Origin of the sequence: Tepidimonas sp. HKU78 (assembly GCF_049860815.1) — a bacterium.
Classification (GTDB): Bacteria; Pseudomonadota; Gammaproteobacteria; order Burkholderiales; family Burkholderiaceae_C; genus Tepidimonas.
The window spans coordinates 2,651,557-2,670,243 of the sequence record NZ_CP187547.1; the positions used below are offsets into that span (position 1 = coordinate 2,651,557).

At 65.2% G+C, this 18,687-nt stretch carries 16 protein-coding genes, 1 tRNA gene and 1 pseudogene; 13 read left to right on the forward strand and 5 right to left on the reverse strand.

The window, feature by feature from the left end:
• The first annotated feature begins 8 nt into the window (after positions 1 to 8).
• The 3 genes from pepN (at position 9) to ACPYIS_RS13060 (ending at position 3,879) form a co-directional block, all read left to right on the forward strand.
• Positions 9 to 2,672: an aminopeptidase N gene (pepN, locus tag ACPYIS_RS13050; protein WP_424894532.1), complete on the forward strand. Its 2,664-nt coding sequence runs from the start codon at positions 9 to 11 to the stop codon at positions 2,670 to 2,672.
• A 27-nt stretch (positions 2,673 to 2,699) separates the two neighbouring features.
• Positions 2,700 to 3,734: a class 1 fructose-bisphosphatase gene (locus ACPYIS_RS13055; RefSeq protein WP_299019773.1), complete on the forward strand. Its 1,035-nt coding sequence runs from the start codon at positions 2,700 to 2,702 to the stop codon at positions 3,732 to 3,734.
• A 69-nt stretch (positions 3,735 to 3,803) separates the two neighbouring features.
• Positions 3,804 to 3,879 (forward strand) — tRNA-Thr (locus ACPYIS_RS13060).
• Between the two features lie 16 nt (positions 3,880 to 3,895).
• On the opposite strand, the gene ACPYIS_RS13065 is transcribed toward ACPYIS_RS13060, so the two are convergent.
• A complete protein-coding gene (locus ACPYIS_RS13065) occupies positions 3,896 to 5,092 on the reverse strand; it encodes a diguanylate cyclase (RefSeq protein ID WP_424858945.1) in 1,197 nt (398 codons plus the stop codon).
• A gap of 45 nt (positions 5,093 to 5,137) precedes the next feature.
• On the opposite strand from ACPYIS_RS13065, the gene ACPYIS_RS13070 reads away from it, so the two are divergent.
• On the forward strand, positions 5,138 to 5,407 hold the full coding sequence (locus tag ACPYIS_RS13070) for a DUF167 domain-containing protein (protein ID WP_299019777.1): 270 nt from the start codon (positions 5,138 to 5,140) through the stop codon (positions 5,405 to 5,407).
• Here ACPYIS_RS13070 and ACPYIS_RS13075 read toward each other — a convergent pair.
• Entirely contained in the window at positions 5,404 to 5,790 is a 387-nt protein-coding gene (locus ACPYIS_RS13075) for a TetR/AcrR family transcriptional regulator C-terminal domain-containing protein (protein WP_424894531.1), read from the reverse strand. The genes ACPYIS_RS13070 and ACPYIS_RS13075 overlap by 4 nt on opposite strands.
• Positions 5,791 to 5,867: 77 nt before the next feature.
• Positions 5,868 to 6,050, reverse strand: a pseudogene (locus tag ACPYIS_RS13080) (helix-turn-helix domain-containing protein); the annotation flags it as partial.
• Positions 6,051 to 6,122: 72 nt separating this feature from the next.
• Between ACPYIS_RS13080 and ACPYIS_RS13085 the strand changes: the two are divergent.
• Positions 6,123 to 7,205: an efflux RND transporter periplasmic adaptor subunit gene (locus tag ACPYIS_RS13085; protein WP_424894530.1), complete on the forward strand. Its 1,083-nt coding sequence runs from the start codon at positions 6,123 to 6,125 to the stop codon at positions 7,203 to 7,205.
• A complete protein-coding gene (locus tag ACPYIS_RS13090; protein WP_299019783.1) occupies positions 7,202 to 10,273 on the forward strand; it encodes an efflux RND transporter permease subunit in 3,072 nt (1,023 codons plus the stop codon). The genes ACPYIS_RS13085 and ACPYIS_RS13090 overlap by 4 nt, the downstream gene beginning before the upstream one ends.
• A gap of 36 nt (positions 10,274 to 10,309) precedes the next feature.
• Here the strand turns inward: ACPYIS_RS13090 and coaBC are convergent, their stop codons facing one another.
• Entirely contained in the window at positions 10,310 to 11,551 is a 1,242-nt protein-coding gene (coaBC, locus tag ACPYIS_RS13095; protein WP_424858942.1) for a bifunctional phosphopantothenoylcysteine decarboxylase/phosphopantothenate--cysteine ligase CoaBC, read from the reverse strand.
• A 131-nt stretch (positions 11,552 to 11,682) separates the two neighbouring features.
• Here coaBC and ACPYIS_RS13100 point away from each other — a divergent pair, with 131 nt between their 5' ends.
• Genes ACPYIS_RS13100 through ftsB form a run of 7 tightly spaced genes read left to right on the forward strand, consistent with a single transcriptional unit; the run spans position 11,683 to position 17,666 of the window.
• Positions 11,683 to 13,350, forward strand: coding sequence for a CTP synthase (locus ACPYIS_RS13100; RefSeq protein ID WP_299019992.1), 1,668 nt, complete (start codon positions 11,683 to 11,685; stop codon positions 13,348 to 13,350).
• The gene (gene kdsA, locus ACPYIS_RS13105; protein ID WP_068609091.1) at positions 13,347 to 14,204 is read left to right on the forward strand and encodes a 3-deoxy-8-phosphooctulonate synthase; all 858 of its coding nucleotides are present in this window, start codon (positions 13,347 to 13,349) and stop codon (positions 14,202 to 14,204) included. Before ACPYIS_RS13100 ends, kdsA begins: the two co-directional genes overlap by 4 nt.
• Positions 14,201 to 15,115 (forward strand): DNA-methyltransferase, encoded by a 915-nt coding sequence (locus ACPYIS_RS13110; RefSeq protein WP_082955504.1) that lies wholly within the window; start codon positions 14,201 to 14,203, stop codon positions 15,113 to 15,115. Before kdsA ends, ACPYIS_RS13110 begins: the two co-directional genes overlap by 4 nt.
• Positions 15,116 to 15,661: a hypothetical protein gene (locus ACPYIS_RS13115; RefSeq protein ID WP_156682282.1), complete on the forward strand. Its 546-nt coding sequence runs from the start codon at positions 15,116 to 15,118 to the stop codon at positions 15,659 to 15,661.
• 32 nt (positions 15,662 to 15,693) lie between these two features.
• Positions 15,694 to 15,984 (forward strand): DUF1330 domain-containing protein, encoded by a 291-nt coding sequence (locus ACPYIS_RS13120; protein ID WP_068609089.1) that lies wholly within the window; start codon positions 15,694 to 15,696, stop codon positions 15,982 to 15,984.
• 36 nt (positions 15,985 to 16,020) lie between these two features.
• Positions 16,021 to 17,319 carry a phosphopyruvate hydratase gene (gene eno, locus ACPYIS_RS13125; protein ID WP_424894529.1) on the forward strand — a complete coding sequence of 433 codons (1,299 nt, stop codon included), beginning with the start codon at positions 16,021 to 16,023 and terminating at the stop codon, positions 17,317 to 17,319.
• 17 nt (positions 17,320 to 17,336) lie between these two features.
• A complete protein-coding gene (gene ftsB / locus ACPYIS_RS13130) occupies positions 17,337 to 17,666 on the forward strand; it encodes a cell division protein FtsB (protein ID WP_424894528.1) in 330 nt (109 codons plus the stop codon).
• A 34-nt stretch (positions 17,667 to 17,700) separates the two neighbouring features.
• Here the strand turns inward: ftsB and ACPYIS_RS13135 are convergent, their stop codons facing one another.
• Positions 17,701 to 18,681 carry an Hsp33 family molecular chaperone HslO gene (locus tag ACPYIS_RS13135; RefSeq protein ID WP_424894527.1) on the reverse strand — a complete coding sequence of 327 codons (981 nt, stop codon included), beginning with the start codon at positions 18,679 to 18,681 and terminating at the stop codon, positions 17,701 to 17,703.
• Positions 18,682 to 18,687 lie beyond the last annotated feature (6 nt).

Below are 18,687 nucleotides of genomic sequence, written 5' to 3' on the forward strand. Positions count from 1 at the left end.
ATGACACCATGACCGCTGCCCGCGAAGGCTCCCCCCGCATCGTCCGCCGCGAAGACTATACCCCTCCGGCGTACTGGATCGACTCGGTCGACCTGACGTTCGACCTCGACCCGGCCAAGACGCGTGTGCTCAACCGCATGCGCGTGCGCCGCAACCCGGATCTGCCCCCGCAGCCGCTGCGCCTCGACGGCGAAGACCTCAACTTGGCGCGCGTGCTCGTCAACGGCCAGGGCACCAGCTTCAAGTACGATGGCACGCAGCTCGTGCTGGAAAACCTGCCTGCCGGGCCCGAGCCGTTCGAGCTCGAAATCTTCACCACCTGCTGTCCCGAAAAAAACACCCAGCTCATGGGGCTGTACGTCAGCCAGGGCACGTTTTTCACCCAGTGCGAGGCCGAAGGCTTCCGACGCATCACCTACTTCCTGGATCGGCCCGACGTCATGGCCACCTACACCGTGACGCTGCGCGCCGACAAGGTGCGCTACCCCGTGCTGCTGTCCAACGGCAACCTGGTGGAGCAAGGCGAGCTCGACGACGGCCGCCACTGGGCGCGCTGGGTCGACCCGCACCGCAAGCCGTGCTATCTGTTTGCGCTGGTGGCGGGCAACCTGGTCTGCCGCAGCCAGCCCATCCGCAGCCGCAGCGGCACCGACCACCTGTTGCAGATTTACGTACGCCCAGCCGACCTGGATAAAACCGAGCACGCCATGCACTCGCTCATGGCCGCCATCGCCTGGGACGAGACGCGCTTTGGCCTGCCGTTGGACTTGGAGCGCTTCATGATCGTCGCCACCAGCGACTTCAACATGGGCGCGATGGAGAACAAGGGCCTCAACATCTTCAACACCAAGTACGTGCTGGCCAACCCGGCGACGGCCACCGACGCGGATTACGCCCACATCGAGTCGGTGGTGGCGCATGAGTATTTCCACAACTGGACCGGCAACCGCGTCACGTGCCGCGACTGGTTTCAGCTCAGCCTCAAGGAAGGCCTGACCGTTTTTCGCGACCAAGAGTTCAGCCAGGACATGGCAGGCAGCCCCTCGGCGCGCGCGGTGCGCCGCATCGAGGACGTGCGCGTGCTGCGCACGGTGCAGTTCCCTGAGGACGCCGGCCCCATGGCACACCCGGTACGGCCCGACCAGTACGCCGAGATCAACAATTTCTACACCGTGACGGTGTACGAAAAAGGCGCCGAAGTGGTGCGCATGATGCAAACACTCGTCGGGCGCGAGGGTTTTGCCCGGGGGCTGAACTTGTACTTCGAGCGCCACGACGGCCAGGCCGTGACCTGCGACGACTTTGCCCAGGCGATGGCCGACGCCAACCCCGGCAGCGAGTTGGCACGGCTGCTGGAGCCGTTCAAGCGCTGGTACAGCCAAGCCGGCACCCCGCGGGTACACGTCAGCAGCGACTACGACCCCGCCGCGCGCACCTACACCCTGACGCTGCGCCAGAGCTGCCCGCCCACGCCGGGGCAGCCCGACAAACTGCCCTTCGTCATCCCCGTGGCGATGGGCTTGCTGGACCACCAGGGGCACACACTGCCCGGCACCGAACGCCTGATCGTGCTGCACGAACCCGAGACGCGCGTGGTCTTCGAAGGGGTGGATACAGCGCCCATCGCCTCGCTGCTGCGGGGCTTTAGTGCACCGGTCATTCTGGAGCACGCGCTGACCGACGACGAGCTGCGCGTGCTGCTGGCACACGACACCGACCCCTTCAACCGCTGGGAAGCCGGCCAGCAGCTGCTGTTGCGCCGCGCCCTGGCGGCCGTGCGCGCCGACGGCCCCGTGCACGAGCCGCTGGACGCTGCCACCGTGCAGGCCATGCGCGACGTGCTGCGCCACCCGGCGCTGGATGCCGCGTTCAAGGAACTCGTCCTCACGCCCCCAGCAGAGACCTACATTGCCGAACAGCTCGACGAGGTCGATCCGCAGCGCATCCACGCGGTGCGCGAGGCCATGCGCCAGCAACTGGCGCACGCGCTGCACGAGGACTGGATGTGGGCTTTCGAGGCGCACCGCGACAACGGCGCGTACCGGCCCGACCCCGTCTCGGCCGGACGCCGCGCCCTGGCAGGGTTGGCCCTGCACATGCTGTGCCTGGCGGCGCGCGACAACGGCAACCCCGTCTGGCCGGGCAAGACCTACCAGCGCTTCAAGGACGCCACCAACATGACCGACCGTTACCAGGCGCTGTCGGCCCTGGTGCACGCGGGGCACGAACTGGCCGCGCCAGCGCTGGAGCGCTTCCACACGCTGTTCCAGCACGAAGAACTGGTACTGGACAAATGGTTTGCGCTGCAAGCCAGCGCGCCCGACCGCAACGGCGACGCGCTGCCGCGCGTGCAGGCACTGCTGCACCACCCCGACTTCCATCTGCGTAACCCCAACCGTGCGCGCAGCCTCATCAGCACCTACTGCCACGCCAACCCAGCGGGTTTCCACCGTGCCGATGGTGCGGGCTATGCGTTCTGGCGCGAGCGCGTGCTGGAGATCGATGCCTTCAACCCGCAGGTGGCGGCCCGCCTGGCGCGCGCGCTCGACCGCTGGCGCAAACTGGCCGAACCGTACCGCAGCGCGGCGAGCCAAGCCATCGAGGCCGTGGCCGAGCACCCGTCGCTCAGCACCGACGTGCGCGAGGTCGTCACGCGCGCCCTGGCCGACTGAACCACTGTCCCCGCTGGAGTCTGTGACATGAGCGAATCCCGCGTCTCCCTCACCCGCTACCTGATCGAGCAGCAGCGCGTGCACGGCACCATCACGCCGGAGCTGCGGCTGCTGCTGGAGGTGGTGGCACGCGCCTGCAAGCGCATCGCGATCGCCGTCGGCAAGGGTGCCTTGGGCGGCGTGCTGGGCAGCGCTGGCAGCGAAAACATCCAGGGCGAGGTCCAAAAAAAGCTCGATGTCATCGCCAACGAGGTGCTCATCGAAGCCAACGAATGGGGCGGGCACTTGGCGGCCATGGCGTCCGAGGAGCTCGACGGCATCCACCCCATCCCCAACCGTTACCCGCAGGGTGAATACCTGCTGTTGTTCGACCCGCTCGATGGCTCCAGCAACATCGACTGCAACGTCAGCATCGGCACCATCTTTTCGGTGCTGCGGCGCGTGCACGAGGATCCCACCGTCGTCGATCCGGTATGCGAAGCGGACTTCTTGCAGCCAGGCCGACAGCAGGTGGCGGCGGGCTACTGCATCTACGGGCCGCAGACGACGCTGGTGCTCACGGTGGGCAATGGCGTAGCGTTGTTTACTCTCGACCGCGAACAGGGCGCCTGGGTGCTCACGCAAGACCAGGTGCGCATCCCCGAGGACACACAAGAGTTTGCCATCAACATGAGCAACTGGCGCCACTGGGCCCCGCCGGTGCGGCGCTACATCGAGGAGTGTCTGGCCGGCAAAGAAGGCCCACGCGGCAAGGATTTCAATATGCGCTGGATCGCCTCCATGGTGGCCGACGTGCACCGCATCCTCTCGCGCGGCGGGGTGTTCATGTACCCGTGGGACAAGCGCGAGCCGACCAAACCGGGCAAACTGCGCCTGATGTACGAGGCCAACCCCATGGGCTGGATCGTCGAGCAGGCTGGCGGCGCGGCCACCGACGGACGCCGCCGCATCCTCGACATCGTCCCGCGCAGTCTGCACGAGCGTGTGGCCGTCATCCTCGGCTCGAAAAACGAAGTCGAGCGCATCACGCGCTACCACCTCGAAGAGAACCCACCTGCCTGACCACCCACCCCACATCGCGTTATAATTTGGGTTTCGCGATACTTCTGGCACCCAGCCCGAAAGTCGCCTGCCGCAATAGCTCAGCTGGTAGAGCAACTGATTCGTAATCAGTAGGTCGGAGGTTCGAATCCTCTTTGCGGCACCAATCCAAACCCGCCCAGTCAGCGGGTTTCGTTTTTTGCTAGGGACGATCGGTCCGATTTGAGGCAGCGAACGAACGCGCGGTTGCGGCCTTCGCGCTTGGCTTGATACAGCGCCTCATCTGCCATCCTCAGCAACACCGGCCAGTCCGGAAGGTCATCGCCACGCGCCACGACGGCTCCAATGCTGACCGTCACGCTCGAACCCATCCCCGGCATCGGTGCATCCCCCACCGCGTGCCGCAGCTTCTCTGCCAACAAAGATGCGCTCTCGCAACCGGTGTCGGGCAACAGCAGCACGAATTCTTCCCCACCCCAGCGGGCCAGCCGGTCGGTTTGCCGGATCGAGCGCGACATGCGCGTGGCCGCCCCCACCAGTACCTGATCGCCGACCGCATGCCCGTGCGTGTCGTTGACCGCCTTGAAATGATCCAGATCGAGTATGAACAGTGCCAGCGGACTTCCCAGCCGCCGTGCCCGCGCCAGCTCGAGCGCAGCCTGACGCTCGAACTCGCGTCGGTTGAGCAGCCCCGTCAAAGCATCTTTGTTGGCAAGCCGCTCCAGCTCGGCACGCTGCGCCTGCAGCTGGCGATTGCTCTCAGCCAGCGCGCGTTGCAGCAGCTCGGTACGGACGAAATGGCGCCACGACAGGACGCTGATCAGCATCGCCAGCGCCGTGGCGGTCACCGCATTCATGCGACTCGTGGCCAGTTGGGCCGGATCTGACACCATCCACCCCAGCACCCCGGCCAGCCCAGCCCAGGCCAGGGTCAACACGATCAGCGCGGTGGCTGGCCGAAACAGGTACACGATCGCCATAGCGATCATCGCATTGACATAGGCATTGACACTCGCCGTGACCGCTTGGTCGATAACGGTAACGGCGATCGCCCAGGCGATGATCAGCACGGCGGCGACCAAAGGCAACCCGCGATGCCAGCGAGTGAGTTCCGCTGCGCCGTGCACGCGGCGCGCAAGCACCGCGATCGTGACCGCGACGACAGCCATCCCGCCGTGGGCCAGCACGATCTGCCGCGCCCATGCATCGCGAATGGGATCATCGAAGCGCAGCAAGACGAAGACCCCCATGTGTGCGACATTGAGGATCAGCAAAACCCACGCTGCCAAACCCAACACGCGCACATTGCGCCTGAGCGCGGTGTCCCGAACTTGCCAGTCTTCCCCCGCCCAACGTTTCAGGGTGTCGATGATGGTCATGACGGGCCATGATACAAAATGCGCTTGGCATCGCGTTGAGATGACATGGCCCATATCGTCATCTATTGCCAACCCGGCGCGCGCCAGACCCGCGTGGTTGGCGAGCACGACGGCAAACCGAAGCTGCAACTGCACGCCCCACCCGTGGACGGCGCGGCCAACGCGGAGCTGGTTTCGTTCGTGGCGCAGCGCTGCGGAGTGCCGCGCTCGCGCGTGCGCATCGTACAAGGCCACACGGCCCGAACCAAGCGCGTGGAAGTGGAAGGCGTCGATGAAGCGGCCTTGCGTGCAGCGCTGACGGTCGACCCACCCTAAGGATCGGTCGCGCGGTTTTCGGGCGCGTAGCAACGGAGAAACAGGTCCACGACGTATTCGGCATGGGTGCGCCGCGCCGCCAGTCGATAGCGCTGCTGCGGCACCCGGTATAGCGACCGCACCAAATCCAGCCCCACCGCCATGCCGAGCAGCAGCTCCGCCGCCGCGGCGGGATCGTCGCAGTGCAAGTGCCCGTTGGCGTGCGCCGACGCCAGAAAGGCGGCCAAACGGCCGTGCGCTTGGGCCGGGCCACGTCGCCAGATGCCCTGTAGATCCACCCCGGCGCGCGGCAGGTCGCCCAACGCCTGCAGATAGCGCCGATGGTCCGGCCCGCACAGCAACCCGGCCAGATCGACCACGAATGCCTCCAGCTGTGTGCGCACATCCCCCGGTCCGGCAGTCGGCTGCAGTATAACGCGCGAAAGACGCGCTCCGCGTCCCGGTTCACCAGTGCCTCGAGCAGCGCCTGTCGGCTCGGATAGCGCCGGTACAGCGTGGCCTTGGATACCGCTGCCTCGTGGGCGATGCGCTCCATCGTCACGGCAGATGGACCATCGCGCTGCAGCACGCGTCGCACCGCGCGCAGGATCGCCTCGTCCTTGCGACGATCGACGGGGCGGCCTCGGGGCGTTGCGTTAGGCATGAACGGCGGCTGGAGTTTTTCATTTACGGTACGATTCCGTTCAATTATCGTGGTTGGACTGGAATAGCCAAAATGCTTTTGCGATACCAACGTCTGTGGAGCGCCCGTGTGATGGTGGTGGTGGCCGCTGCTGGCTTGCTGGGTTGCCAGCGCGGGCCCGATGCCGCTGCGGAGGCGGCCGCGCCGCCACTCGTGCGCACCGCCACGATCGAACCGGCCCTCGGAGCGGCACAGGGCCTGTCGGGCACCGTGCGCGCGCGCGTCGAGGCACCCTTGGCGTTCCAGGTGGGCGGGCGCATCCTGGCCCGGCGCGTGGACGCGGGGCAGACGGTCCGTGCTGGCCAAGTGCTGTTCGAGCTGGACCCGGCGGACCTGGAGCAAGCGGTGCGTGCCGCCGAAGCCGACGCCGCGGCGGCCGAATCGGCATGGCGCACCGCGCAGGCCGACGTGGCACGTGTGCGGGAGCTGCAGTCGCGCTCTTTCGTGAGTGCCCAGGCACTCGATCGCGCCGAGTTGACGCTGCGCGAGGCGCAAAGCCGCCGCGACGCTGCGGCCGCGCGGCTGGCGCAGGCGCGCAATGCCCGCGGCTATGCGCAGTTGCGCAGCCCTGGGGCGGGCGTGCTGGTGGACGTCAGCGGCCAGCCGGGGCAGGTGGTGGGTGCCGGCCAGCCGGTGGCGGTGCTCGCGCTGGCGGGCGAGCGCGAAGTCGAGGTCCACTTCCCCGACGGCGTGCTGCCCCCCGCTCAAGGCGAAGCCATCCTGCCCGACGGCCAGCGCCGCCCACTGCGGCTGCGCGAGGCGGCCCCGATGGTCGATGCGCTGGCGCGCACCCGACGCGCGCGCTACAGCGTGGCGGATTTGCCCGCCACGGTGGCGCTGGGCAGCGTGGTCAGCGCACGCTTTGCGCTGCCCGGTGCGTCGGCGACCGCTGCGACCCGCTGGCGCGTGCCCATCGGCGCGCTGGACGAACGCGGCGAGGGCCCGCGCGTGTGGCGCGTGCGTGACGGGCGGCCTGAGCCGGTCGCCGTGCGCGTGCACCACACCGATGACCGCCACGCCACGGTCGAGGGCGGGCTGCAGGCGGGCGATCGTGTCATCGCGCTAGGCACGCACCTGATCCAGCCCGGCATGGCCGTGCGGGAGCTGCCGCGATGAGCCTGCCCAACCTGTCGGCGCTGGCGGTGCGCGAGCGCGCCGTCACCCTGTTTCTGCTGATTTTGTCCGTGCTGGGCGGCATCTACGCATTCGCTTCGCTGGGGCGCGCTGAGGATCCAGCCTTCACCGTGCGCGTGATGCAGGTCAACGTGCTGTGGCCTGGCGCCACCGCACAGCAACTGCAGCAGCAGGTCGTGGACCGGCTGGAAAAACGCATTCAAGAGGTCGAGTACCTTTACCGCATCGAAACCACCGTGCGCCCCGGGCAGGCCACGCTGCAGGTGGAGTTTCACGACTACACCCCGCAGGCCAAGGTGGCCGAGCTGTTCTACCAGGTGCGCAAACGCATGTGGGATGCCCAGCGCGAGATGCCCGCAGGTGTCATCGGCCCGATCGCCAACGACGACTTCGCCGACGTGTACTTCAGCCTGCTGTCGCTGACCGCGCCGGGTCTGCCCATGGCCGATCTGGCGCGCGAAGCCGACCGCCTGCGCGACCAGCTGCAGCGCATCGATGGGGTGCACAAAGCGGTGCTGATCGGCGAGCGCACCGAGCGCGTATTCGTCGAGTTCGACAGTGCCCGCCTGGTCAACTTAGGGCTGTCGCCGCAAGCGATCTTCGAGGCCATCGACGCGAGCAACCGGCTCGTGCCCACCGGTCGGCTCGAAACCGACGGCCCGCGCTTGTACATTCGGCTCGACGCCGATTTGTCCGACCCACAGGCGCTGGCCGCGCTGCCCATCCGCGCCGGGCAAAAGGTGATCCGCCTGGGCGATATTGCGACCATCCGCCGCGGCTATGAAGAGCCGCCCACCTACCTCGTGCGCGCGCGCGGGCAGGACGCGGTGCTGATTGGCGTCGTCATGAACAAGGGTGAAAACGGCCTGGCGCTGGGCCAGCGGCTGGAGCGCTACCTGCAAGCCGAAAAGGCCGAGCTGCCCCTGGGCATGGAGCTGACGCAGCTCACCAACCAAGCCGACGCCATCCGCAAGGCGGTGGACCTATTCCAGATCAAATTTCTGGTCGCGGTGGCCGTGGTCATGGGCGTGAGCATGCTCGCCATCGGCCTGCGCGCCGGGCTGATCGTGGGCATTGCGGTCCCCGTGACGCTGGGTTTGAGCTTTCTGGTCTTCAAGGCCATGGGCATCAACCTGGATCGCATCACGCTCGGCGCGCTCATCATCTCGCTCGGTCTGCTGGTGGACGACGCCATCATCTCGGTGGAGATGATGCTGGTCAAGATGGAGGAAGGCTGGGATCGCATCCGCGCCGCGGCCCACGCCTGGAACGTGACCGCGGCCCCCATGTTGTTTGGCACGCTGGTGACGGTGGCAGGGTTTTTACCGATCGGCTTTGCGCGCTCGGGCGTGGGCGAATACGCGGGCAACATCTTCTGGGTGTTGGGCGTCAGTCTCCTCGTGTCGTGGGTGGTGGCGGTGACCTTTGCGCCCTACCTGGGGGTCAAGCTGCTGCGCGACGTGCCGCCTGAGCAGCGCCACGCGCACGATGCGCTGTACCAGACGCCCGCCTACCGGCGGCTGCGGGCGCTGGTGTCGTGGTGCGTGGTGCACCGCAAGACGGTGGTCGCGGGCACGGTGGCGCTGCTGGTGCTGTCGGCCGTCGGCATGGCGACGGTCGTGCAAAAACAGTTCTTCCCCAGCAGCGACCGTACCGAGGTGTTGGTCAGCGTCTATCTGCCGCAAGGCACCTCGATCGCGGTGACGGATCGCACCGTGCGCCGGTTGGAGGCGATCTTGTCGCCCATGCCCGAGGTCAAGACGCTGTCGGCCTACGTGGGCGCGGGCGCGCCGCGCTTCTTCATCTCGGCCAACCCCGAGCCGCCCAACCCCGCGTTTGGCAAGCTCATCGTGCTGGCCCACGATCAGGCGGGACGCGACCGCATCATCGCCGCGCTGCAACAACACATTCGCGATGGCGAATTTCCCGAGGCGCGCATCCGCGTCGCGCGGCTGCTGTACGGCCCCCCGGTGGCATGGCCGGTGCAGTTCCGCGTCTTTGGACCCGACCCCAACCAGGTACGCGCCATCGCCCACCGCGTGCGCACTGTGATGGAAGCCAACCCCCACGTCGTGGACCCGCACCTGGAGTGGGACGAGCGCATGCCGGTGCTGCACCTGCGCGCCGACGCCGATCGACTGCGCCTGATGGGCCTGACCCCGCAAGACGTGGCGCAGCAACTGCAGTTCTTGCTCGACGGGGTGCCCGTGGCGCAGCTGCGGCGCGACACGCGCACGGTGGACTTGGTGGCGCGCGGCGCGTCGGGGGGTGTCCGGCTGGACGTGCAGTCGCTCGCCGGGCTGGAGCTGCTCAACCGCGACGGGCGCAAGGTCCCCGTGACCCAGCTCGGCACGCTGGAGGTGCGCTACGAAGAACCCGTCATCAAACGCTATAACCGCGAGCCGTTCGTGGCCGTGCAGGCCGAAATCCACGGCGCACAGCCCAACGATGTGACCGCCGCGGTCTGGAAGGCGCTCGAACCCGTGCGCGCCGAGCTGCCCCCAGGATACCGGCTGGCCATCGGAGGCTCGGTGGAGCAGTCCGAAAAAGCCAACCTCTCGATCCAAAAACTGCAACCGCTGATGGTGGCGGCGATGCTGATTTTCATCATGCTGCAGATGCGATCCTTTGCCGGTACGTTCATGGTGGTGGCCACCGCGCCCCTTGGCCTGATCGGGGCGGTGCTGGCGCTACTCGTCTTTCAGCAACCGTTTGGCTTCGTGGCACTGTTGGGGTTGACCGGGCTGGCGGGCATCCTGATGCGCAACACGCTCATCCTGACGCAGCAGGTGGCCGACAATTTCGAAGCGGGCATGGGCCCATTCGACGGCGTGGTGGAAGCGGCAGTGCAACGCGCGCGGCCTGTCGTGCTGACGGCCATGGCGGCGGTGCTGGCCTTCGTGCCGCTGACGCAAGACAGCTTTTGGGGGCCACTGGCCTACGTGCTCATCGGCGGGGTGGCCGTCGGCACGGCGATCACGCTGCTGTTCGTGCCGGCGCTGTATGCGCTGTGGTTCCGCATCCGGCCCGACGGCGCCCCCGCTACCTGAGCGGGCGTTGGTGGACAGAAGGGGCGGCCGCAGCCCCTACTGGCCGCGATCTCCCGCGCCGGCGTCGGTGCCGAGTCGGCGCGCGATCTCGCGCACCAACTGCCGCGCCAGCGCGATCTTGCTGGCGGGTGGCAGCTCCACCGTCTCGCGCTCATCCACCAGCCACAACGCATTGTCGTCGCGCCCAAAAGTGGCGGGGCCGATATTGCCCACCAGCAGCGGCACGCCCTTGCGTACCCGCTTGGCCTGGGCATGGGCCAGCACGTCGTGGCTTTCGGCAGCAAAACCCACGCAATACAACTCGCCACGCTGCGCCCGGGGTGAGGCTGCCACGGTAGCGAGGATGTCGGGGTTTTCCACGAACGTCAGTGCCGGTGGCTGCCCGCTGCCGTCTTTCTTGAGCTTGTGCGTGGCCGCCTGCGCCGGACGCCAGTCGGCCACCGCTGCGGCGGCGATGAAGATGTTGACCTCGTGCACGTGCGCCAGCACCGCGTCCAGCATCTGCTGCGCCGACCGCACGTCCACCCGGTGCACGCCGCGTGGCGTGCGCAAATGCACCGGACCGGCCACCAGCGTCACGTCGGCCCCCGCCTCGCGCGCGGCGCGCGCCAGCGCGAAGCCCATCTTGCCACTGCTGTGGTTGGTGATGCCGCGCACGGGGTCGATGGCCTCGAACGTCGGCCCGGCGGTGATGAGCACACGCTGCCCAGCCAGCACCTGGGGGCTGAGGCACGCCACCACGTCCTCCAGAATCTCCTCGGGCTCCAGCATGCGGCCGTCGCCCACCTCGCCGCACGCTTGCTCGCCCTGCCCCACGCCCAGCACGGTGGCCCCGTCGGCCTGCACCTGCGCCAGGTTACGCTGTGTGGCCGGATGGGCCCACATCTCGCGGTTCATGGCCGGCGCCAGCAGCAGCGGCACGCGCTCGATGGGCCGCGCCAGGCACAGCAGGGTCAAAATCTCGGCCGCGCGGCCCTGCGCCAGTTGGGCAATCAGGTCGGCGCTGGCGGGCGCCACCACGATGGCGTCGGCCGTGCGCCCCAGGTTGATGTGGGCCATGGCGTTGGGCTCGCGCAAGTCCCACTGCGTGGTGACGACGGGCCGGCCGCTCAGGGCCTGCATCGTCACCGGCGTGATGAACTGAGCCGCCGCCTCGGTCATGACCACCTGCACCGCGGCACCCGCGCGCACCAACAGGCGGCACAGCTCCGCCGACTTGTAGCAGGCGATGCCACCAGACAGACCAAGGACGATGGATTTGCCGTCGAGTTCTTTCATGCGAGCGCACTATACCGCTGACAGCCTGCTCGCGGGCCATGCGTGGCAAGCTCACGAGGGGCTGGCAGCACCGCAGCGGCTTTTATAATCGGCCTTTCCATAGACGGGCCGGGATCGGCCCGCCCAACGTCATGACCAAATACGTGTTCGTCACTGGCGGCGTGGTGTCCTCTCTGGGCAAGGGCATCGCCTCCGCGTCGCTGGCTGCGCTGCTGGAGTCGCGCGGCCTGCGCGTCACCCTCATCAAACTCGACCCCTACCTCAACGTCGACCCGGGCACCATGAGCCCGTTCCAACACGGCGAGGTGTTCGTCACCGACGACGGCGCCGAGACCGACCTCGACCTGGGTCACTACGAGCGCTTCATCACCACGCGCATGAAGCGCAGCAACAACTTCACCACGGGCCAGATCTACAAGTCCGTGCTGGAGAAGGAGCGCCGCGGCGACTACCTGGGCAAGACGGTGCAGGTCATTCCGCACGTCACCAACGAAATCCAGACCTTCATCCAGCGTGGTGCCGAAGGGGTGGACGTGGCGATCGCCGAAATCGGCGGCACGGTGGGCGACATCGAGTCGCTGCCGTTTCTGGAAGCGGCGCGACAGATGAGCCTGCGCTTGGGGCCCAACAACGCGGCCTTCGTGCACCTGACCTACGTGCCCTACATCGCCGCCGCGGGCGAGCTCAAGACCAAGCCGACGCAGCACACGGTGCAAAAGCTGCGCGAGATCGGCATCCAGCCCGACGCGCTGCTGTGTCGCGCCGACCGCGTCATCCCCGACGAGGAGCGCGAAAAGATCAGCCTCTTTACCAACGTGCCGCTGTGGGGCGTGATCTCTATGCCCGACGTGGACACCATCTACAAAGTGCCGCGCGTGCTGCATGAGCAGGGGCTCGATGGCCTGATCTGTGACAAGCTGCGCCTGCACACCCCGCCGGCCAACCTCAAGCGCTGGGACGACTTGGTCTACGAGGTCGAGCACCCGCAGGGCGAGGTGCGCATCGCCATGGTCGGCAAGTATGTGGACCTGTCCGACAGCTACAAGTCGCTCAACGAGGCGCTGCGCCACGCCGGCCTGAAAAACCACGTGCGCGTGGCCATCACCTATATCGACTCGGAAACGCTGGACGACGACAAAGTCGCCGAGCGCCTGGGTGGCTTCGACGCCATCCTGGTGCCGGGTGGCTTTGGCAAGCGCGGTGTGGAGGGCAAGATCCGCGCCGCGCGCTACGCGCGCGAGCAGCGCGTGCCCTACCTGGGCATTTGCCTAGGGATGCAGGTGGCGACGATTGAGTTTGCGCGCCATGTGGCGGGACTGGAGGGCGCCAACTCCACCGAGTTCGACCCGCACACCCCGCACCCGGTGATCGCGCTCATCGACGAATGGCTCGACGCCGACGGCACACTGCAAAAGCGCGACGCCAACACCGACCTGGGCGGCACCATGCGGCTGGGGGCGCAAAGCGCCGACGTGCTGCCGGGCACACTCGCCTACCAAATCTACGGCCCGGTGGTCACCGAACGGCACCGCCACCGCTACGAGGCCAACACCCAATACCTGGACCGGCTGCGTCAGGCGGGGTTGGTGATTTCGGCCCTCACCCAGCGCGAGCAACTCACCGAAATCGTGGAGCTGCCGCAGGACGTACACCCGTGGTTCATGGGGGTGCAATTCCACCCCGAATTCAAGTCCACCCCCTGGGACGGGCATCCGCTGTTCAACGCCTACATCGCGGCGGCGCTGCGGCACCAGCAGCAGCGCGCGCCACAAACCACCCCGGAGGTCGCATCGGCATGAATCTGTGCGGATTCGAGGTCGGCCTGCACCGGCCTTTTTTTCTGATCGCTGGGCCCTGCGTGGTCGAGAGCGAGCAGCTGCAGATGGACGTGGCCGGCGAGCTCAAGGCCATCACGGCCGAGCTTGGCATCCCCTTCATCTTCAAGAGCAGCTACGACAAGGCCAACCGCTCGAGTGGCCAGTCATACCGTGGTCCGGGGCGGGAGCGCGGGCTGGAGATTCTGGCACGCGTGCGGCGCGACGTCGGTGTGCCGGTCCTGACCGACGTACACACCGAGGCCGAGGTGCCCGAGGTGGCTGCGGTGGTGGATGTGCTGCAGACGCCGGCATTCCTGTGCCGCCAGACCGACTTCATCCGTGCCGTGGCGCAAAGCGGCAAACCGGTCAACATCAAAAAAGGGCAGTTCCTGGCACCCCAGGACATGAAAAACGTCATCGACAAGGCGCGCGCCGCCGCGCGCGAGGCGGGTCTGAGCGAAGACCGCTTTCTGGCCTGCGAGCGCGGCGTGAGCTTCGGTTATCACAACCTGGTGTCGGACATGCGCAGTCTGGCCATCATGCGCGAGACGGGCGCGCCCGTCGTGTTCGACGCCACGCACTCGGTGCAGCTGCCCGGTGGCCAGGGCACCAGCAGCGGCGGCCAGCGCGAGTTCGTGCCGGTGCTGGCGCGGGCGGCGGTGGCCGTCGGCATCGCCGGCCTGTTCATGGAGACGCACCCCAACCCCGCGCAGGCGCTGTCGGATGGGCCGAATGCCGTGCCCCTGAAGCACATGCGGGCCCTGTTGGAGACCTTGGTCGCGCTCGACCAGGTCACCAAACGGCAGGGTTTTCTGGAAAACCGGATAAAGTCATGATTCAAACAAATTTTGACGCACGCGGGCTCATTTTTTACTGCGATAATCTCGACGTCCTAAGAAAATTACCATCAGAGTCAATAGATATGATTTACATTGATCCGCCATTCAATACCGGAAAAAACCAGACGAGAACGCAAATAACGGTACAGCAAACGAACAATGGGGATAGAATAGGTTTTCAAGGTAGGCGCTACAAAACCATTGAAATAGGAACAATGAAATTCAAAGATATTTTTGACGACTATATAGCCTTCCTTGAACCGCGTCTTACAGAGGCGCACAGAGTTTTGGCAGAACACGGCTCACTTTACTTCCATATCGATTACAGAGAGGCGCATTATTGCAAGGTTCTTCTAGATCAAATTTTCGGAAGAGAACAATTTTTAAATGAGATCGTTTGGGCATATGATTACGGTGGCCGACCAAAAGACAGGTGGCCACCAAAGCATGATAATATACTGTTTTATGCAAAAAAACGGGGCAGACACCTATTCAATTCCGAACAAGTCGAGCGAATTCCTTATATGGCCCCTTCGCTAGTTGGACCTGAAAAGGCAGCTCGCGGAAAACTACCAACTGATACATGGTGGCACACGATAGTCCCAACAAACGGAAAAGAAAAAACTGGTTATCCAACCCAAAAACCACTAGGAATAATACGACGAATGATTCAGGCGTCATCACCACCGAACGGCATAATCTTAGATTTTTTCGCTGGAAGCGGAACGACGGGACATGCAGCTATAGAGCTTGGGAGAAGGTTTATACTAGTTGACAATAATCTTGATGCTCTACAAACAATGTCAAGAAGATTCGAAAAATTTGATGAAATCCAATGGATTGGATTTAGCCCAAACAAGGTTACTCGCCAGAATCGTGAACTTTTTACCACAGAGGAGGAGCGTTAAATGCACACCTACCCATCAGACCCCGAAGTTCGCCTTTTAGCTAGTATTGCAGAAGCAATAAAGCCAGACTACGTAAACAACCAGGAAGATGATCCGTGGGCGAGGAGTCCCTTTGGATGGATTAAATCAAGACCATCACGACAGGTTGGAAAAATTGGTGAGCAGCTAGTGGCAGGCTGGTGCGCCGCAAAAGGATTCAATGTAAACAGAAGTAGTAGCTCGGAAGCCGATAGAATTATTGAAAACAAACTAGTCGAGATAAAATTCTCCACCCTCTGGGAAACAGGTATATATAAGTTCCAACAGATCAGGGATCAAAATTATGATTTTGTATTTTGCCTTGGGATTTCCCCATTAGATGCTCACTGTTGGGTGATTTCTAAAGAGACATTGAAAAAACATGTGATCGGGGTAACACCCCAACATACCGGAGCTAGAGGAAGCGACACTTTCTGGATATCGGTTGACCCACGAAACCCACCGCCATGGCTCAAACGATATGGAGACCGTTTAGCCGACGCTTACAAAATCATAAGCAATTGGTGAGTCGAGTGAAGAAGATAAATTAGGAGATTTTCATGCCTTGCGGCTATATCATCGCCTCGGTCACGGTGACCAACCCCGAGCAGTACGAGGAATACAAGCGCTGGTCCACGGCCGCGATTCAAGTGCACGGCGCCGAGGTGCTGGTGCGAGGCGGCCGCGTCGAAGTGCTGGAAGGCGACTGGAGCCCCGGCCGCACGGTGGTGCTGCGGTTTCCCTCGTTCGAGGCGGCGCGCGCGTTTCACGACTCGCCCGAATACCGGCGCGCGCGCGAGGCGCGTGCCGGAGCCGCCATCATGCGCATGGTCTGCGTCGAGGGCATTTGACGTTTTCTGGTTTTTCACATCGAGCAAAGGCAACCCATGAGTGCAATCGTTGACATCGTCGGCCGCGAGATTCTGGACAGCCGCGGCAACCCCACCGTCGAGTGCGACGTGCTGTTGGAGTCCGGCGTGATGGGCCGCGCGGCGGTACCGTCCGGTGCCTCCACCGGCAGCCGCGAAGCGATCGAGCTGCGCGACGGCGACCCGACCCGCTACGGCGGCAAGGGCGTGCTCAAGGCGGTCGAGCACATCAACACCGAAATCTCGGAAGCGGTGCTCGGCCTGGACGCGAGCGAACAGGCCTTTTTGGACAAAACCCTGATCGACCTCGACGGCACCGAAAACAAAAGCCGCCTGGGGGCCAACGCGATGTTGGCCGTGTCGATGGCGGTGGCACGTGCCGCGGCCGAAGAGTCGGGCCTGCCGCTGTACCGCTACTTCGGCGGCAGCTCGGCAGTGCAAATGCCCGTGCCCATGATGAACGTCATCAACGGCGGCGCGCACGCTAACAACAACCTGGACCTGCAGGAATTCATGATCCTGCCGGTGGGGGCGCCCAGCTTCCGCGAGGCGATTCGCTGGGGCGCGGAGGTCTTTCACGCCCTCAAAAAGATCATTCACGACCGCGGCATGAGTACCGCCGTCGGCGACGAAGGGGGGTTTGCGCCCAGCGTGGCCAACCACGAAGCCGCCATCCAGCTCATCCTGGAAGCCATCGACAAGGCTGGCTATACCGCAGGTGCGCAGATCGCGCTTGGCCTGGACTGCGCTGCCAGCGAATTCTGCAAGAGCGGCCCAGACGGCCAAACGACGTACCACCTCGCGGGCGAAGGGTTGGTGCTCAGCGCCACCGAGTGGACCAACATCCTGGCCACCTGGTGCGACAAGTACCCCATCATCAGCATCGAAGACGGCATGGGCGAAGGTGATTGGGACGGCTGGGCGCTGCTGACCGAGCGCCTGGGTCGCCGGGTCCAGTTGGTTGGCGACGACCTGTTCGTCACCAACACCAAGATTCTGAAAGAAGGCATCCAAAAAGGGATCGCCAACTCGATCCTGATCAAGATCAACCAGATCGGCACGCTGACCGAGACGTTTGCCGCCATCGAGATGGCCAAGCGCGCGGGCTACACCGCCGTCATCAGCCACCGCTCCGGCGAAACAGAGGACAGCACGATCGCCGACATCGCGGTCGGCACCAACGCGGGCCAGATCAAAACCGGCTCGATGAGCCGCAGCGACCGCATGGCCAAGTACAACCAGCTGCTGCGTATCGAAGAAGATCTGGGCGACGTGGCCGTCTATCCCGGTCGGGACGTGTTTTATAACCTGCGCTGATCCGATTGCCCCCCACCATGCGCGCCCACTGGGTCACGGCGGTGTTGGTTGTGCTGCTGGCCGTGATCCACGGGCATATCTGGTGGGGCCGCGGCAGCGTCTCGCAGGTCGACGCGCTGCGCCGTGAGCTGGCCGAGCAGGAGCAGGCCAACGAACAGGCTCGCCTGCGCAACGAGCGCCTGGCAGCGGAAGTGCAGGACCTGCGCGAGGGGCTAGAGACGGTGGAAGAAATCGCCCGGCAGGAGTTAGGGCTGGTCAAACCCAACGAGATCTTCGTGCAGATTCAAGGCCCCGGCGCCACCCGCCCAACACCCGCGGCCGATCCATCGGCCGCAGCGCCACGCTGACCGCGGCGCACACCGGCACCCCTGAGCAGCCCCCTCACTGTATGCGCGCCGACGACGGGGGCTGCTGCTCCTGCGTCAAAAACAGGCGCGCGGCGTCCACCGGATCGAACCGGTAGTGCTGCCCGCAAAAATCGCAACCGACATCGACCTCGCCGCGCTCGGCCAGGATCGATTCGATCTCGGCTATCCCCAGACCGCGCAGCATGGCCGCCACCCGCTCGCGCGAGCAGGTGCAGGCAAAACGCGGATGCGCCGCGGACGCGGGCAGCGCCAGCCGCAGCAGATTTTCTTGCCAAAACAGCCGGTGCAGAATGCGGTCGGCGTCCAGTCGCAGCAACTCCTCGGGTGTCAGGCTGCTGGCCAGCGTCGCAATGCGGTGAAAGTCCTCGTTGGCGTCGAACGCGTCCTCCTCGTGGACCACGGCCGAGGTGCGCGCCAAATTCGCCTCCCCGGTCGCCGGCATGCGCTGGATCAGTAAGCCGGCGGCGACCGTCTCGTCCGCGGCGAGCACGAGCCGCGTGTCGAGCTGCTCGCTCTGGCGCATGTAGTGACCGATCACATCGCTCAGGCGCGGCAGCGGGCGCCCCGTGGCGTCATGGAGCGGCACGACCCCCTGGTAGGGTTGCTGTCCCGGCTGGCGCTCGCGCGGGTCGAGCGTGATCACGCACCGCCCCTGACCCAGCGGATTGACCATCTGCCACAACGGCGTCCCTGACGCGACCTCGCCGCGCACGGTCGCGGTGGCGCGAAACGCCATGTCGGGCTGCACTTCGGCCACGGCCACTTTGACCGGCCCATCCCCCAGAATCTGCAGCACCAGCGCGCCGGCAAATTTGATGTTGCTGTGCAGCAGCACGGCGGCGGCCGTCATCTCACCCAACAGCTCGGTCACGGGCGGGGGATAGCCCCCCGCCGACGCCCGCCGCTGCAGCAACGCCTGCCAGTCGTCGGTCAGGCGCACCAAGGCGCCGCGCACGGGGAGGCCGTCGAACAAAAACTTATGCAATTCGGACACGGCGAC

What these genes read in the sequence shown, in the direction of transcription:
- pepN (WP_424894532.1), top strand. Translation starts at nt 9, where the DNA reads ATGACCGCTGCCCGCGAAGGCTCCCCCCGCATCGTCCGCCGCGAAGAC.
- ACPYIS_RS13055 (WP_299019773.1), top strand. Translation starts at nt 2,700, where the DNA reads ATGAGCGAATCCCGCGTCTCCCTCACCCGCTACCTGATCGAGCAGCAG.
- ACPYIS_RS13065 (WP_424858945.1), bottom strand. Translation starts at nt 5,092, where the DNA reads ATGACCATCATCGACACCCTGAAACGTTGGGCGGGGGAAGACTGGCAA.
- ACPYIS_RS13070 (WP_299019777.1), top strand. Translation starts at nt 5,138, where the DNA reads ATGGCCCATATCGTCATCTATTGCCAACCCGGCGCGCGCCAGACCCGC.
- ACPYIS_RS13085 (WP_424894530.1), top strand. Translation starts at nt 6,123, where the DNA reads ATGCTTTTGCGATACCAACGTCTGTGGAGCGCCCGTGTGATGGTGGTG.
- ACPYIS_RS13090 (WP_299019783.1), top strand. Translation starts at nt 7,202, where the DNA reads ATGAGCCTGCCCAACCTGTCGGCGCTGGCGGTGCGCGAGCGCGCCGTC.
- coaBC (WP_424858942.1), bottom strand. Translation starts at nt 11,551, where the DNA reads ATGAAAGAACTCGACGGCAAATCCATCGTCCTTGGTCTGTCTGGTGGC.
- ACPYIS_RS13100 (WP_299019992.1), top strand. Translation starts at nt 11,683, where the DNA reads ATGACCAAATACGTGTTCGTCACTGGCGGCGTGGTGTCCTCTCTGGGC.
- kdsA (WP_068609091.1), top strand. Translation starts at nt 13,347, where the DNA reads ATGAATCTGTGCGGATTCGAGGTCGGCCTGCACCGGCCTTTTTTTCTG.
- ACPYIS_RS13110 (WP_082955504.1), top strand. Translation starts at nt 14,201, where the DNA reads ATGATTCAAACAAATTTTGACGCACGCGGGCTCATTTTTTACTGCGAT.
- ACPYIS_RS13115 (WP_156682282.1), top strand. Translation starts at nt 15,116, where the DNA reads ATGCACACCTACCCATCAGACCCCGAAGTTCGCCTTTTAGCTAGTATT.
- ACPYIS_RS13120 (WP_068609089.1), top strand. Translation starts at nt 15,694, where the DNA reads ATGCCTTGCGGCTATATCATCGCCTCGGTCACGGTGACCAACCCCGAG.
- eno (WP_424894529.1), top strand. Translation starts at nt 16,021, where the DNA reads ATGAGTGCAATCGTTGACATCGTCGGCCGCGAGATTCTGGACAGCCGC.
- ftsB (WP_424894528.1), top strand. Translation starts at nt 17,337, where the DNA reads ATGCGCGCCCACTGGGTCACGGCGGTGTTGGTTGTGCTGCTGGCCGTG.